Annotated in this window: 12 protein-coding genes; 2 read left to right on the forward strand and 10 right to left on the reverse strand. The window is 48.8% G+C overall.

Annotation, left to right across the window (positions count from 1 at the left end; all coding sequences use genetic code 11):
- Window positions 1-36: 36 nt before the first annotated feature.
- The 9 genes from EXW96_RS14170 to EXW96_RS14210 all read right to left on the reverse strand — a co-directional run bounded on the left by EXW96_RS14170 (window position 37) and on the right by EXW96_RS14210 (window position 11,614).
- Window positions 37-1,397 (reverse strand): IS3 family transposase gene (locus tag EXW96_RS14170; RefSeq protein WP_137670821.1). Its coding sequence is split into 2 segments (ribosomal slippage): window positions 37-941 and window positions 941-1,397, totalling 1,362 coding nucleotides; the frame shifts between segments, so codons are not numbered across the junction.
- Between the two features lie 101 nt (window positions 1,398-1,498).
- Complete coding sequence (locus EXW96_RS14175) at window positions 1,499-2,563, reverse strand: oligopeptide/dipeptide ABC transporter ATP-binding protein (RefSeq protein WP_062407277.1); 1,065 nt, start codon at window positions 2,561-2,563, stop codon at window positions 1,499-1,501.
- A gap of 4 nt (window positions 2,564-2,567) precedes the next feature.
- Complete coding sequence (locus tag EXW96_RS14180) at window positions 2,568-3,266, reverse strand: ABC transporter ATP-binding protein (protein ID WP_174350805.1); 699 nt, start codon at window positions 3,264-3,266, stop codon at window positions 2,568-2,570.
- A gap of 26 nt (window positions 3,267-3,292) precedes the next feature.
- Complete coding sequence (locus tag EXW96_RS14185; RefSeq protein ID WP_174350806.1) at window positions 3,293-3,580, reverse strand: ATP-binding cassette domain-containing protein; 288 nt, start codon at window positions 3,578-3,580, stop codon at window positions 3,293-3,295.
- A gap of 20 nt (window positions 3,581-3,600) precedes the next feature.
- The gene (locus tag EXW96_RS14190) at window positions 3,601-4,512 is read right to left on the reverse strand and encodes an ABC transporter permease (protein WP_174350807.1); all 912 of its coding nucleotides are present in this window, start codon (window positions 4,510-4,512) and stop codon (window positions 3,601-3,603) included.
- 34 nt (window positions 4,513-4,546) lie between these two features.
- Entirely contained in the window at window positions 4,547-5,500 is a 954-nt protein-coding gene (locus EXW96_RS14195; RefSeq protein WP_054817994.1) for an ABC transporter permease, read from the reverse strand.
- A gap of 57 nt (window positions 5,501-5,557) precedes the next feature.
- Window positions 5,558-7,180: an ABC transporter substrate-binding protein gene (locus tag EXW96_RS14200; RefSeq protein ID WP_174350808.1), complete on the reverse strand. Its 1,623-nt coding sequence runs from the start codon at window positions 7,178-7,180 to the stop codon at window positions 5,558-5,560.
- Window positions 7,177-8,460 (reverse strand): M20 family metallo-hydrolase, encoded by a 1,284-nt coding sequence (locus EXW96_RS14205; RefSeq protein ID WP_174350809.1) that lies wholly within the window; start codon window positions 8,458-8,460, stop codon window positions 7,177-7,179. The genes EXW96_RS14200 and EXW96_RS14205 overlap by 4 nt, the downstream gene beginning before the upstream one ends.
- A gap of 553 nt (window positions 8,461-9,013) precedes the next feature.
- Window positions 9,014-11,614, reverse strand: a complete 2,601-nt coding sequence (locus EXW96_RS14210; RefSeq protein WP_174350810.1) for an adenosylcobalamin-dependent ribonucleoside-diphosphate reductase — start codon at window positions 11,612-11,614, stop codon at window positions 9,014-9,016.
- A gap of 391 nt (window positions 11,615-12,005) precedes the next feature.
- On the opposite strand from EXW96_RS14210, the gene dat reads away from it, so the two are divergent.
- Both dat and EXW96_RS14220 read left to right on the forward strand, forming a co-directional pair.
- Window positions 12,006-12,845: a D-amino-acid transaminase gene (gene dat, locus EXW96_RS14215; RefSeq protein ID WP_174350811.1), complete on the forward strand. Its 840-nt coding sequence runs from the start codon at window positions 12,006-12,008 to the stop codon at window positions 12,843-12,845.
- Between the two features lie 262 nt (window positions 12,846-13,107).
- Window positions 13,108-13,434: a DMT family transporter gene (locus tag EXW96_RS14220; RefSeq protein ID WP_054818015.1), complete on the forward strand. Its 327-nt coding sequence runs from the start codon at window positions 13,108-13,110 to the stop codon at window positions 13,432-13,434.
- 73 nt (window positions 13,435-13,507) lie between these two features.
- Here EXW96_RS14220 and EXW96_RS14225 read toward each other — a convergent pair whose 3' ends face one another.
- Window positions 13,508-14,353, reverse strand: coding sequence for a lipoate--protein ligase family protein (locus EXW96_RS14225; protein WP_174350812.1), 846 nt, complete (start codon window positions 14,351-14,353; stop codon window positions 13,508-13,510).
- Window positions 14,354-14,467 lie beyond the last annotated feature (114 nt).

Raw genomic sequence — 14,467 nt, forward strand, 5'->3', positions numbered from 1 at the left:
TGAAGTGACCCCAAAAAGTTAGACAAGGTTATGTTATTAGGCAGCTTGTAAGGCATGCGTACGGTATTGAACTGGACTCATGCCTTTTAATTTTGCCTTCATTCGTTTGTGGTTATAGTAATCGATATATTTCGCTAATTCTTGTTTAAAGTGTTCCACACTTTCAAATTCCTTTAGATAGAGGAATTCGGATTTCAATATACCAAAGAAATTCTCAATTACCGCATTGTCGTAACAATTGCCTTTACGGGACATACTTTGCGTGATCTCCCTTTCTTGTAAGGCTTGACGGTATTGCTTCATCTGATAATGCCAGCCTTGATCGGAATGCAGGAGGAGTACATCGTTCTCTGACAGTCGTTCAAATGCCTTCTCCAGCATCTTCGAGACGAGGGAATAGGTTGGTCTTGAAGCGATTGTATACGCAATAATTTCTCCGTTAAATAAGTCTAAAACAGGTGACAGGTAAAGTTTTTCGCCAAATAATTTGAACTCTGTGATGTCCGTTACCCACTTCTTATTTGGTTTTTCCGCTGTAAATTGACGGTCTAAGAGATTGGGGGCAATCTTACCTATTGTCCCTTTGTAAGAACGATATTTTTTCATGCGGACAACGCACTTCAAGCTCAATTCTTTCATGATTCGCTGTACTTTTTTATGATTCACTATATAACCACGGTTCACCAATTCATCCCGAATACGACGATAACCATAACGCCCTTCATGTTCGTCAAAGATGGATTGGATCTGTTTTTTTAACTCGACATCTTGATCCGATTTCCCAAAGTTTTTCACCCAGTAATAATATGTACTACGTGGAATCCCTGCTAGCTTGAGTACTGATTTCACCGGAAATTCATGCCTTAATTCAAAGACTACTTGCGCTTTGTCTTGTTTGGTGATTTTTCCTTGCTTTGAACTAAGGCATTCAACTTTTTTAAATAAGCATTCTCCATACGTAAACGCTCTAATTCTGCTTGCAAAGCCTCTGCTGAACCTTCTGCTGGTGCAGTTTTGTTTGTTGGTTTCTGACCATCTTTTTTCATCGTTGGACGCCCCTTTTTCTTTGATTCCAGGGCCGCCCAGCCTAGTGTGTCTAAGGTATTTTGCCAATTCCAAAGAATCGATTCGGAAGACAAGTTAAATCTCGCTGCCGTTTCAATAATGGACGTCCCGTGTTCGTTCATATAGTTAATTACGTCTAGTTTATATTGGGCAGTGTATTTTGTATAGGTTTTTATAAAGGCCCCTTCTCCATGATATTGATATTTTTTCACCCAATATTGTAGTTTACTAACATGTACACCGATTTCCTGTGCGATTGTTTGATAACCTGTATGTCCTTCTAAATATCGTTTGACCGCTTTTATTTTTTCTGCTGCTGTAAATTTAGCCAAAAGAAAAGCACCTCCAATTGTTAGATGTGTGTCTAACAATTGGGGTGCAGTTCACGTTTCGAGTCCGCTCCTTTTTGTGTACGCTGAGAAACGGATGAAGTTCATCCGTTTGTATTCATCAACAATGGCCTCTCTTCTTCCTTTTCGCTTCCAATCTGATCCATCTGAAAGCAGCGAACGTAATGGTTGTCGCCAGCCATCGTCAATTCCGGAACTCCCGTCCGGCATGTCGTTGTATGGTACGGGCATTTGGCCATATAGGGACATGCGCCCGACCAGCCAAGCACACTTTCCAGCAGATCGCTTCCGTCCGATTTTTTGGGGAACCCGTAGTAATCGGCCAATGGCCCTTGCAAGGTAAGAATCGATCCCAAGAGCTCTCTCGTAAACGGATGGCAGGGGTTCCGAAATAACGTTTTCGTATCCCCCATCTCCACAATCCTTCCTTGATAAAGCACAGCCACGTCATCGCAAAGATAAGAGACGATATCCAGGTTGTGGGTAATAAATAAGTAAGTTAGTCCCAACTGCTCCTGCAAATGCTTAAGCAAGTTGATGATTTGTGATTTTACGGAAACATCGAGGGCGGATACCGGTTCGTCAAGCACCAGAAATTCCGGTTCTACCGACAACGCTCTGGCGATTCCTGCCCGTTGTCTTTGTCCACCCGATAATTCATGGGGAAACCGGTTTGCATAACTGGCGCTTAAACCTACCAATTCCAGCAATTCCCCGATTCGGCTGTTCAATTGTTGTTGGCTTGTCACCTTTTTAAAACGCCATAAGGGGATCGCCAACTGTTCACCGATCATCTGCCGGGGATTAAAGGCCGAAGCCGAATCCTGAAAGACGATTTGTATTTTCTGCCGGAAACGAGTCAGTTCTTTGCCGGACAGGCCGACTAAATCTATTCCGTCATAAACTATTTTGCCTGAGGTAGGCTTGATAAGCCGCAGAAGCATTCGTCCTACTGTACTTTTGCCTGACCCGGATTCTCCGATCAATCCGAACGAAGTTCCCCGGCGAATCGAGAAACTGACGCCATCCACTGCCTTTGTTGCTTTTTTCTTCAGCATTCCTTGGAAATAGGTTTTGGAAAGCTCCTGCACCTCGATAAGCGGTTTTTCATGAACGGGCAAATATCTCAACTGCTGAACATTCTGCATGACGTTACCCCCTTTTCCAGCATCGCACTTCTGCAGTATGACTGATCTTCACCATTTCGGGCTTTTCTTTCCGGCAAATGGCTTCGACTTCCGGACACCGATCGGCAAAATGGCACCCTGGCGGCAAATGCGCCAAGGAAGGAGGCGCCCCCTCAATTTGAACCAGCTTTTGTTTTTCTTTACCTGAAAAAATCCACTGGGTACTGGGAATACAAGCCAACAAGCTTCTTGTATACGGATGGGCAGGAGACTGTAACAATTCCTCAAGCGAACCTTGCTCCACAATCTGTCCCGCATACATGACAGCCACTTTTTGGGCCAATCTGGCCACCACGCCAAAATCATGCGTGATCAATAAAATCGCAGTCCCCGTCTCCTTATTGATCTTTTCAAACAGTTCAATAATTTGCAGCTGCACGGTGGGATCAAGCGCTGTTGTCGGTTCATCGGCAATGATAAGGGATGGTTCGCAGGACAGCGCCATGGCAATGACCGCTCTTTGGCGCAATCCTCCGCTTAAACGGTGGGCATACGAGGAAAACATTTTTTCGGGAGCAGGCATTCCCACCTGAGACAATAATTCGAGGCTTCGCTTTTTCGCCGCTTGCGATGACAGCCCTTTTTTCTCGCGAAGCAATTCCATCAACTGCGATCCGATGGTATAGGAAGGGTCCAAGGCCGTCATTGCGTTTTGAAAAACCATGGCCATACCATTTCCTCGGATCTCTCTCATTTTTTTTCGGATAACGTAAACAGTTTTTCCCCCTGGAACATGACACTGCCTTCCAATTTTTGCAGCAAGTGAGAAGGGATCATATTCATTATGGAAGAAATCATCATCGTCTTTCCCGAACCGGATTCGCCGACAACAGCCATAATTTCTCCCTGGTCGATCGTAAATGAAACGCGATCCACCGCCTTCACCGTGCCGTCCCCAGTCGTCAGATATGCAGATAAATTTTGAACGTCCAAAAGCCGGTTCTTTTTCCGATCTTCCAAGATGTTTGAAATGGCCATGCAGCACCCTCCTCTCGTATTTATTCCACGGTCGACACCATGCGCCGTTTCTTGCCGCTCGCAGCCGTAATGCGCTGAGGATCCAGGGCATCACGAAGACCATCTCCAAGCAGGCTGAATGCCAAAGATACAATCAGAATCATCAATCCCGGAAATAACGTGACATGGGGCGCCCCCTGCATAAGAACCGTCCTTCCGTCACTGGTCATTCGACCCCAGTCTGCATCAGGGGGCTGTACGCCCAAACCAAAAAAACTCAGACCTGCGATAGTAATGATCGTCACCCCTGTTAACGTTGTGGCATACACAACAAGAGAAGTCAGGACATTGGGCAGCAATTGGCGGAAAAGAACGTGCATACCGCCGGCACCCAGAGCTATCGCAGATTCGATATACTCTTTTTGGCACTCGATGACCGTATCGGTATATACCACTCGCGTCATATAAGGAATTCGCACAATCACCATGGCCAGCATGACATTAAACAACCCCGTCCCCAGAATCGCAGTGATGGCAATAGACAAAAGCACAGCCGGAAAGGCAAAAAAGATATCCAGCACCCGCATAATGGTTTCTCCGATAAAACCGCGATAATATCCCGCTACTATCCCCAACAGCAAACTGATCACAGCCGAAATAACGACGGGAACGACAGCCGAAATCAAGGACAACCGGCCACCCCAAAGCAGCCTGCTCAGGATATCTCTCCCTTGATCATCCAGCCCCAAGAGGTGTCCCGGAGTACCCGGCGGAGCTAACCGAAGGCTGCCATCTCCATCATTGGGGGGATAGGGAGCAATCCAGGGAGCCAGCAAGGAAGCAACGGTAATGAGCAAAATCACCGCAGCGGCCGTCATGGCCACTTTATTCCGGTAAAACAGGGTAAGAACCAAGTGCCATGTCGATCGACGCTCCTTACGGATTACTTGCATAAAATCGCTCCTTTCTTGGATAAGCGAATAGTTGTTAAATCGAATCCCGCAGCTTCGGATTTATCGCCATGTTGATGATGTCGATCATTAAATTAACGAGCACAAAGGCGACTGCAATCATCAGAATGCCTGCCTGAATCACGGGATAATCTTTGGCGGTGATGGCGATATAGATCCGCTGGCCAAGACCCGGCCAGGCAAATACCACTTCGCTGAATAATGCTCCTCCCATGATATAACCGATCTGCAGCCCGGTAATATTCAAAATGGGCGAGAAGGCGTTGCGCAATACATGCCGTGTCGTATTGGTAAAGGAGGATAATCCAAAGGATTGAAAAAAGCGCACGTATTCTTTTTGCTGAATCTCGATGATTACACTTCGCGTGATCCGGGCAATGACGGCCGTAGAAACGGTGGCCGTAGCCACGGACGGAAGGATCAGATGAAGCAGAAGATCCGGAATCCCGCCCGGGTTGCGCAAATTGTACATTCCGCTTACCGGCAAAATACCTAAATAAATCGAGAAAAACCACATCAACATCAGCGCCAGCCAAAAAACGGGCATGCTTGCTCCGATTAATGCCCATCCCGAACTGATACGGTCAAACCAGGAATCCTTCTTCAGCCCGGCAATGATCCCTGTCATGCCGCCGATCAAAGTACACACCAGCATACTTCCGATGGTTAGTATGATCGTGTTGCCCAGCTTCGGCAGTAACAAGTCGGCGACCGGTACGTGCAGAGCGATGGACTTGCCGAAATCGCCTTGCAGCACTTTAAGAAGCCAATGAACATACTGCACATAAAGCGGCTGATCGAATCCCATGTCTTTTCGGAGCTGCTCTACAGCTTCCTGCGTGGCTTCCGTCCCCAGCATCGTTCTTACGGGATCGCCCGGAATCAGTTGAATCAGAATAAAAACAACGATGGATACTCCAAAAAGGATCGGTATCGTCATGAAGGTTCGCAAAACCAAATAACGCAGCATCCTCTCTCCGCCTTTCTACGTGGAAGGGGGCTCCAAGCCCGGAGTCCCCTTAATCACTTAATTATGGATGGATACTTGCACCAGATCATACCATTCTTCCGATGGGGAAATAAATCCTTTAACATTCGGGGAAACGACATAAGGCGCGGTATCATTTACAATCGGGGCAAAAGCCGCATCCTCCATAATCATCTCCTCCGCCTGCTTCCAATATTTGATCGCTTCATCCGGATTGATGGCGTGTGTGGCCATATCCATCAATTGATCGGCTTCTTTATTTACATATTGTCCGGAGTTGAAACCTCCGGGCGCTTTAAACGCAGAGTGCGCCACCATGGCCAGGAAGTAAGGCGCTGTCCGGCCTGACGAAAATTGATTCATCCCCACCTCTGGAGGCATGCCGTTCGTGAAATTGTTGACATATTGAATCCATTCCGAAGTCTGGATCTTCAGTTTGATTCCCACTTTAGCCAAATCTCTTTGAATCCATTCCGCCATCGGAAGAGGCAGCAATTGTCCCGATCCATCGATGGAAGTCATAAAGGTCGTTTCAAAACCGTCCGGCAAACCGGCCTGCGCCAACAATTGTTTTGCTTTTTCCGGATCGTATTCATACCATTTTTTATTCGGATCAAAAGCTTCATGACCTCGGGACTGTATTGTGTAAGCCGGTTTTGCCGTTCCCTTCAACAGTTCATTGGCAATGCCTTCCCTGTTAATCGCATAGTTAATCGCTTGTCTGACTTCTTTCTTCTGCATGATCGGGTTGGTAAAGTTAAAGACAATGTACCATACATGCGGAGGCAGACCGGAGACCACCTGAAATCCTTGCTTCTTCAGCCCTTCGAGAGAATCGGGGGGCGGTACGGCGATGACGTCAACCTCTCCATTTTGCAAAGCTGTTACCCTTGCTGCCGGATCAGGCAGCGGGCGGAAAATAACTTTGTCCAACTTTGCTTTTTCTCCCCAATACTCCTCATTTCGAACCAATTCGACTTTTTCACCGCGTACCCGAGTGGAAAATTTGAAAGGCCCTGTCCCGCTTGGATGTTCACCCAATCCATCATTGCCATACTTTTTAACGGCCTCCGGGCTGATAATCTGGAAAGAGTTAATTTGGGCCAGCATTCGGGGGAAAGTGGAAAAGGGTTCCTTCAACGTAATGTCGATCGTTTGGGGATCGATCACTTTCACGGAATCGTAAAAGCGCCAAGTTCTAAACGTTTTACTGGCGGCGATTTTATCATAGTATTGGAAGCTTTCGTCCGTCAGACGCCTGACGTTAAATTCGACCGCAGCCGCATCAAAAGGTGTTCCGTCATGGAATTTGACATTTTCCCGCAAGGTGAACGTGTAGGTTTTGCCGTCCGGCGATACTTCCCACTTGGTCGCCAGGGCCGGTTTTAATGCCGGAACAGGCGCCGCTTGCGAATCTTTAGACAAATCTTCCTCGACTAAGGACTCATATATTTGATGATTGACCCGCATCGTTACCCAGCCTTGACCCCGATGCGGATCGAGTTGGTCGTATTCCGATTCCGTTCCGATGATCAAAGTCCCGCCGCCGGCTTGCTGCGCACCATCGGATGGACTTGAGGACGACGGTGAATCGGTACAGGCAGTAACAGCAAACATACAAATGAATAGCGTAATCAGAACGGACCGCGAATATTTTTTCATCTCAAATCCCCCCTTTTTGTGAAAGCTTCCGTAGCTATCCTTACAGCAGTTCTATATAAGAGTTCGGTTCCCAATGAAATGTCTTCTATGCTTGAGAACTCTTTCGGATTATGGCTAATCCCTTCTTTACAGCGGACAAATATCATAGCGTAATCGGTGACATAGGACATGATCAACGCATCGTGAGCAGGTCCGCTCATCAGTTCGGGACAATCCAGCCCCATTCGTTTCCCTTCTTCATTTATGATCGATTTGATCCACTCTGCACAATACCTTGGCTCGCTATTATTATCTTCGGTGATCGAATAGGTCAATCCGTGTTCTTGGGCAATGGCTTCGATCTTTTCTCTCAGTCGCTTCTCGTTCTCATCCCGCTTGCCCTGATCGATATCCCGCAAATCAATCGTGAATTTGACTTTTTCAGGTATAATATTTCTCGAGTCCGGAAAGACCTGTATATTCCCTACCGTCCCAACGGCTTTAGAATCAGGGCTCGGCTTCACAATATCGTTCAGCGCAGCAATCACTTTTGCCGCACCTACCAAAGCATCCTTTCTCAGCGGCATCGGTACCGATCCGGCGTGTCCGGCGGTTCCCGTCATTTCCACCGTCAACCACAGCAGACCGGCAATTCCCGTAACAATCCCCACAGGACGATCCAGCGATTCCAACACGGGCCCTTGCTCAATGTGCAATTCCAAATAGGCGCCGATGTTCTCGGCGGCATATTCCGATTCTGCAAATTTAGCCGGATCGCCGCCAAATTCGATCAAAGCCTGCCTCCTTGTGATCCCGTTTTTATCTGTCCTATCCAATTCTCCAGGTTCCAATCGCCCCAAAATACCTCTCGAACCAAAAAAACCGTTATTAAAGCGGCAGCCCTCCTCATCGCAAAAAGCCGCGACTTCAATGGGCACTTCCGGTACAATCCCGTTTTCCATCATCGTCTGGACCGCCTCAATCGCACCTAATACGCCGACCACTCCGTCAAATCTGCCGCCATAGGGCTGAGAGTCAATATGCGACCCCATCATGAGTATGGGAGCATGCGGATTCTTTCCCTCCAGACGTCCGATTACATTGCCGAAATGATCGATTCGCGAGACCATCCCCGCCTCTTCCATCCATGCTTTGACTAATTCCACTCCTTCGCGGTACTCTTGGGATAGAGCCAAACGGCATACTCCTGTATCGCCTATCCGGCCAATCTGTCCCAGCTCCGTAATCCTCTTTTCAATCCTCGAACGATTTATAGCAACTTGGTATTCAGTGGTTGACATCAGACTCACCTCGCATGATCCTAAGTTGGTGACAATAAAACTTTGCGGTATTGTATTGATTCCTAATGGAGTCCGACAGTGCGGCTAAATCCCAATAAAGTGCTTCGATATCGGATGATGTCGTCATGTTTCATTTCACCCCCAAGTAATTTCCACTATTATATGTTATATATATTACATTAAATAAATGAAATCACTATACAAAATGGTTAAATATTCCGTTTTCCATTGTACAATTTGCATATCCATCAAGAAAGTTACGTTAAAATGAGTTATATTATATGACATTATTGAGGTTTAACTGGATTATATGTAATATAATATAACACAATATAAATGAAAATAAGGGAAGCGGCGGAGTCAATGGAGTGACTTTCAGTATATATACGTGTATATATTATTATTCTGCATTATCAACAATCCCCTGCATTTTCCTCCAACATTTTTCCTCACCCAAAATAAATACAGGCGGCATATACATGTGTATATGCCGCCTGTATTGTCATATCAAGAAAAAGGGGCTCATTAGTTTCAGTTATTACTCATACCCGGTTTAACACTTGCTGTAGCCGCAGTTGCTGCAATTTTTGCAGCCCTCGCTGTTGATCAGTGAGGCGGAGCCGCAGGACGGGCACAAGTCAAGGGATGTGGCTGCGCTGCGGGTTACTGCATATTGAGCTGTTGTCTCCTGGACGACTTCCTGGGTGGCGGTAACGTAGTTTTCCGCGCTGTCGGAGTAATTGACGTGCATTTCAAGCGCTTGGGCGACGGCGTCGGCAATCGATTCGACGCGGTTGGCGCCGAACCCGATCGCGCCGGAGCCGCCGATGCCCTTCAGGTGCTTGATTAAAAGCTGCACCTTGTTGCCGTGGTCGCCGTAGCGAAGGAACAATGAGCAGACGCGGCCGAGCGCTTCGGACATCGCGAATACATCGGAACCGGCCTTGCCTACGTTCAGGAAAATCTCGCTCGGGCTTCCATCCATATCGTTAATCGTGATATAAGCCATGCCGAAAGGCGTATTGAACTTGTAGGTTGCGCCGCGGAGAGCTTGCGGACGGCGTTTGTACTGCTTGTCGAACACCTGCTCCGTCTTCGCGTCGATATTCACAGCCAACGATTGGGTGAGGCCGGTCAAGGAGGATTGTTCCTTCGCATTGACTGCATCTGCAGCAGGAGCTGCTTGCGTTTCCGTTCCCTTTGCTTCCTCAGCCTTATCGTCCTTCTTGTCTGTGCTGAGCACCTGTACGTCGCGGCTTCCGTCACGGTAGATGGTTACGCCTTTACAACCCAAATCAAAGGCGAGCTCGTACAGACGCTTCGTTTCTTCCACCGTAAAGTCGGCAGGGCAGTTGGCCGTTTTGGAGATAGAGCTATCCACCCATTTTTGAATGGCGGCTTGTACACGAATATGATCTTCTGCGGACAAGTCCATCGCAGTGACGAAATAATCCGGCAGCTCCTCGTTCGGGTGCTGATCCTTCCACTGCTGCGCAATCGGCACATATTGCTTGTCGAAGCCCAGACGGCTTTGACGGTAATATTCAAACGCAAAGTAAGGCTCGATCCCGGTCGATGTGCCGACCATCGTACCCGTGCTTCCGGTAGGCGCCTGCGTAATGACCGTGACATTACGCATCCCCTTCTTCTTGATGGCTGCGCCGACTTCCGGATAAACAGAGGTCATCGTCTTCATAAAACCGCTTTGCAGGAACAGTTCTGTGTCAAAATGCTTGAAGGAGCCCTTTTCTTCCGCAATATCTGCGGATGCGAGATATGCTTCCTTCGCAATAAAGCCATATAGCTTATCAAGAAACATCAGCGATTCCGTGCTGCCGTAACGGATGTTCAGCTTGATCATCAGCTCGGCGAGACCCATGGAGCCAAGGCCTATGCGGCGTTCTCCCTGTTGGTTGATCCGATTCTCTTCAAAATGGTAAGGCGTTTTGTCAATGACATTATCCAAGAACCGTGTCGAATAACGGACCACCGTCGCCAGCTCGTCCCAAGCCACATCATGTTTTTCTTCGTCGTAAAACTTGGACAGGTTGATTGCCGACAGGTTGCAGACTCCCCAAGCCGGAAGCCCCTGCTCCCCGCAAGGATTTGTACATATGATCGGATTGAAATACCAGCTGTTGGACATCTGGTTGTAGTATTCCATGAATACGACGCCCGGTTCCGCGGATTTCCAGGCGGATTCGATAATCGTATGCCACACGTCGCGGGCCTTCACCGTACGGTAATGAATAATGTTCTTACCCGCTTTTCTCCACTTCTCCAGATCCCCGTCCCAAATCTCGTTATATTCAGGGTCCGTCGTGTCCGGGTACACCAATTCCCAATCCAAATCTTCCTTCACGGCTTTCATGAAGCCGTTGCTGACGCATACGGACAAATTGGCATTCGTAATTTGCCCCATCGTTTGTTTGACGGTAATAAAATCCAATACGTCAGGGTGCCAATCATTCATCATCAGCATCAGCGCGCCGCGGCGGCTGCCACCCTGCTCGATCAAGCCCGTTGTATAGCTGAACAGTCCGCCCCAGGAAACGGCGCCGCTTGAAGACCCGTTGACTCCCCTGACAATGGAACGGCGCGGACGGAGAGAGGATAAATTAATCCCTACACCGCCGCCCCGGGCCATAATTTCGGTCATCTCGGACAGCGTGGCCATAATTCCTCCACGGCTGTCATGCGGAGAAGGAATTACATAACAATTGAAAAGCGTCAGCTCATCGCTAGCATCGGCGCCTGCGGCAATCCGTCCGCCGGGTACAAGCTTCCAGTCGTCCAGAATGTACCGGAACTTTTCGGTCCATTCGGCTTGTTTCTCCGGAGTCGCTTCCACAGAAGCCATAGCAGCGGCCAAACGGTCCCACATTTGCTGAGGCGTTTTTTCCAAGGTTAATGTAAGCTTCTCTACAGAGGAATCGACAACCTCACCGCTGCGCAGCTTGACTTTGACCTGTCTCCCGTTACGCTCGATGACTTCGCCGACTTCCTTGGCAGGAAATTTAGGGTCGTCCTTTGTCAGCACCAATACTGTATCTCCAACCTTCGTTTGACTGGTATCCGCATTCTTCATCGCGTAGCGATCCAGAAAAATTTTCTCGCTTAAGCCTTCCAATTTGGTCTCCTGCATGGTCTTCAAAACAATAACCTCCCGGAATATATTCAAAAGATGAATCACAATATATGGTATGTAGGATCCATTATACAATACAATATATAGTGTTTCTAATACAAAAAAAACGAAATTGGCGATTTAGTCCAAGCACGCTGGCGGAAAGCTTCCTTTTTCTCTCTATAGCTCTCTTTTTCATCTCTAAAATTTTCACCATTTTCGACAAAATATTCAATTTTTCTTCATAAAAAAGGGTCTTAAGCCCCTGTTACAAATTCGATTGAAATCCGACAGGGCGGCAATCCGCAGGCGGTTTTGACAATCGATCGGCGGATTGCTAGTCTAGAAATAGTGTATCATGTTCGCTGAATTTATGCAAACATATGTTCGTATCTCTATTGTACAGGAGGGTTTCTTGATGTCCTTAACTTATTTATATCAGGACCGGTTCGTTTCAAAAGAAGAACTCCAGATTTCTCCCGAAGACCGCGGTTATTATTTTGGCGATGGGGTCTATGAAGTATTTCGCGTATATCATGGAAGGCTGTATGAAGCCGCGGCTCATTTTGAGCGCTGGGAGAAAAGCGCAGCTGCTTTGAGAATTCCGCTTCCCCTTCCTTCCAGGGAGCTGACGGGACGACTGGAAGAACTGATCCGCATCAACGGCTTGTCCGAGGGTACCGTGTACATGCAGGTGACCCGTGGAGCCGCACCGCGTTCACATCCGTTTCCCGCGGACACCAAGCCGATCCTGATGGCGTATACCACCGAAGCCCGCCGTCCGCTGAACACCATGAAAGAAGGCATCTCGGCCGTGACGATGGAAGACATCCGCTGGCTCCGCTGCGATTTGAAGACATTAAATCTGCTGCCCAATGTCCTGGCCAAGCAGCATGCGGTGGATCAGGGAGCCGGCGATGTCATTCTGCATCGCAACGGCACCGTAACGGAATGCAGCGCATCCAATATCATGATCGTCAAAGACGGCGCCGTTATTACGCATCCTGCCAACCATCTGATCCTGCACGGCATCACCCGCGCGGTTGTGCTCCGGCTGGCTCAAGGACTCGGCCTCTCCGTTCGGGAAACGCCATTTACATTGAAAGAGCTTCGCGCCGCAGATGAAGTTTTCATCACGGGTACGACCGTGGAAGTCACTCCTGTCATCTCCGTCGACGGCGTCCCCGTAGCCGACGGCCGTCCGGGAGAGATCACCCGCAGGCTGCAAAACGAGTTTGAGAAGACGATTTCGTTCTAGTCCATCACATTACAGTATCCCCTATACCAAAGTGCCTTACGCCGCCGCACAGTACCTGCCGTGCGGCTTTTGACCGTTGGCCGGCGGATCAGCCGAAAATGCGGGATTGACAGATAAACCGTCCAGACGGTACAGTGTTTTTTATGGACGATGCTCCGGTCTGCTTGCAGGTGTCACTCTACATCCGGAGACGCTCCTAGAGAAGCTTCAGGAGCCGGATCAGATTTGGCGGCGCAGCAGGCTTAACGAAGGAGGAACGGCATTGAAAGCTTATTTATTCTTGGCCTTGGCGATTGGATTTGAACTGTTCGGCACTTCCATGCTGAAAGCATCCGGGGGGTTTACCAAATTACTTCCCAGTATTGGCGTCATCATCGGTTTTTCGGCGGCCTTCTATTTACTTTCTTTATCCCTGCAGCAAATCCCCTTGGGCATCGCTTATGCTATTTGGTCCGGAGTCGGTACGGCCGCCACTGCGCTCATCGGCTTTCTGGTTTGGAAAGAAAAATTGAGCTTAAACACAGTGGTTGGAGTCTTGCTTATTATTGCGGGAGTGATTGTATTAAATCTGAGAACCGTCAAATCCTGATGCTGCCGGCATGTTGGTCTTGTGATCATGGTCTGTCACAGCTTTGTGGCCAAAACGAAAAAACCGGAGACCGCTATTTCCGGAGATTCCACTCTGAATTGCCGTACTTCTCAACCCTTAACCGTTCGACGAGCTCCTGTTCATAGGCCGTCAGTTCTGACGGGACCAGCCGAATCCCCAGCCCTTCTTCAATGCCTGCCAGGAAAGCCTCTTCCACCTCGGTCAATGTCACCCTCGGCAGACCCGCTCCGCCGCGCACTTCATTAATCGCAACCGCCTTCTTTAAAAACTGCTGCTTCATCCGCTCCATCACGCGCTCGCTGGAGAAGCGCAGCAATCTGAACAACTGATCCGCATCGAGATCCAGAAGAATCGAGCCGTGCTGAAGCACAACGCCTTTCTGCCGGGTTTGCGCGCTCCCGGCCACCTTCCTTCCCTCTACGACAAGCTCGTACCAGGACGGAGAATCGAAGCAGGCAGCCGAACCCATGGATGCGTACTTCTCCTTGTCTTCTTCATTCTCCAGCTGGACCATCTCCGCCGACAACCCAAGCTTGCGAAACCCGAGCAGCAGCCCTTCGCTGAGCACACGGTACGCCTCGGTGACGCTCCGCGGAATGCCGGGATAGCTTTCCGACACGATCATGCTGTACGTCAGCTCCTTATCGTGAAGCACGGCGCGCCCTCCGGTCGCCCTCCGGACAAAGCCGATGCCTTCCTGCTCCAGCGCGTCGAAATTCACCTCGCTTAAAGCTTTCTGAAAAAAACCGACCGACAGCGTTGCGGGATCCCATCCATAAAACCTGACGGTTGGAGCAACCAGGCCTTCGCTATGTGCCGTCAGAATCGCTTCATCCACAGCCATATTGTAATCCGGCGCGCCAAAGCCCGAACGGATAAACCGCCATTCTCTGTTCATCTATATCACCATTCCTTTACTGTACGTCAGCCCGCCATGTTCACAGCGTGTCTTAATGCCATACGCGCAGAAATCGCCTCGCAATTACGCTGTTACCCCATCATAAAACATTAC

This window comes from Paenibacillus sp. JMULE4, assembly GCF_013337105.1.
Taxonomy (GTDB): Bacteria; Bacillota; Bacilli; order Paenibacillales; family NBRC-103111; genus Paenibacillus_G; species Paenibacillus_G naphthalenovorans.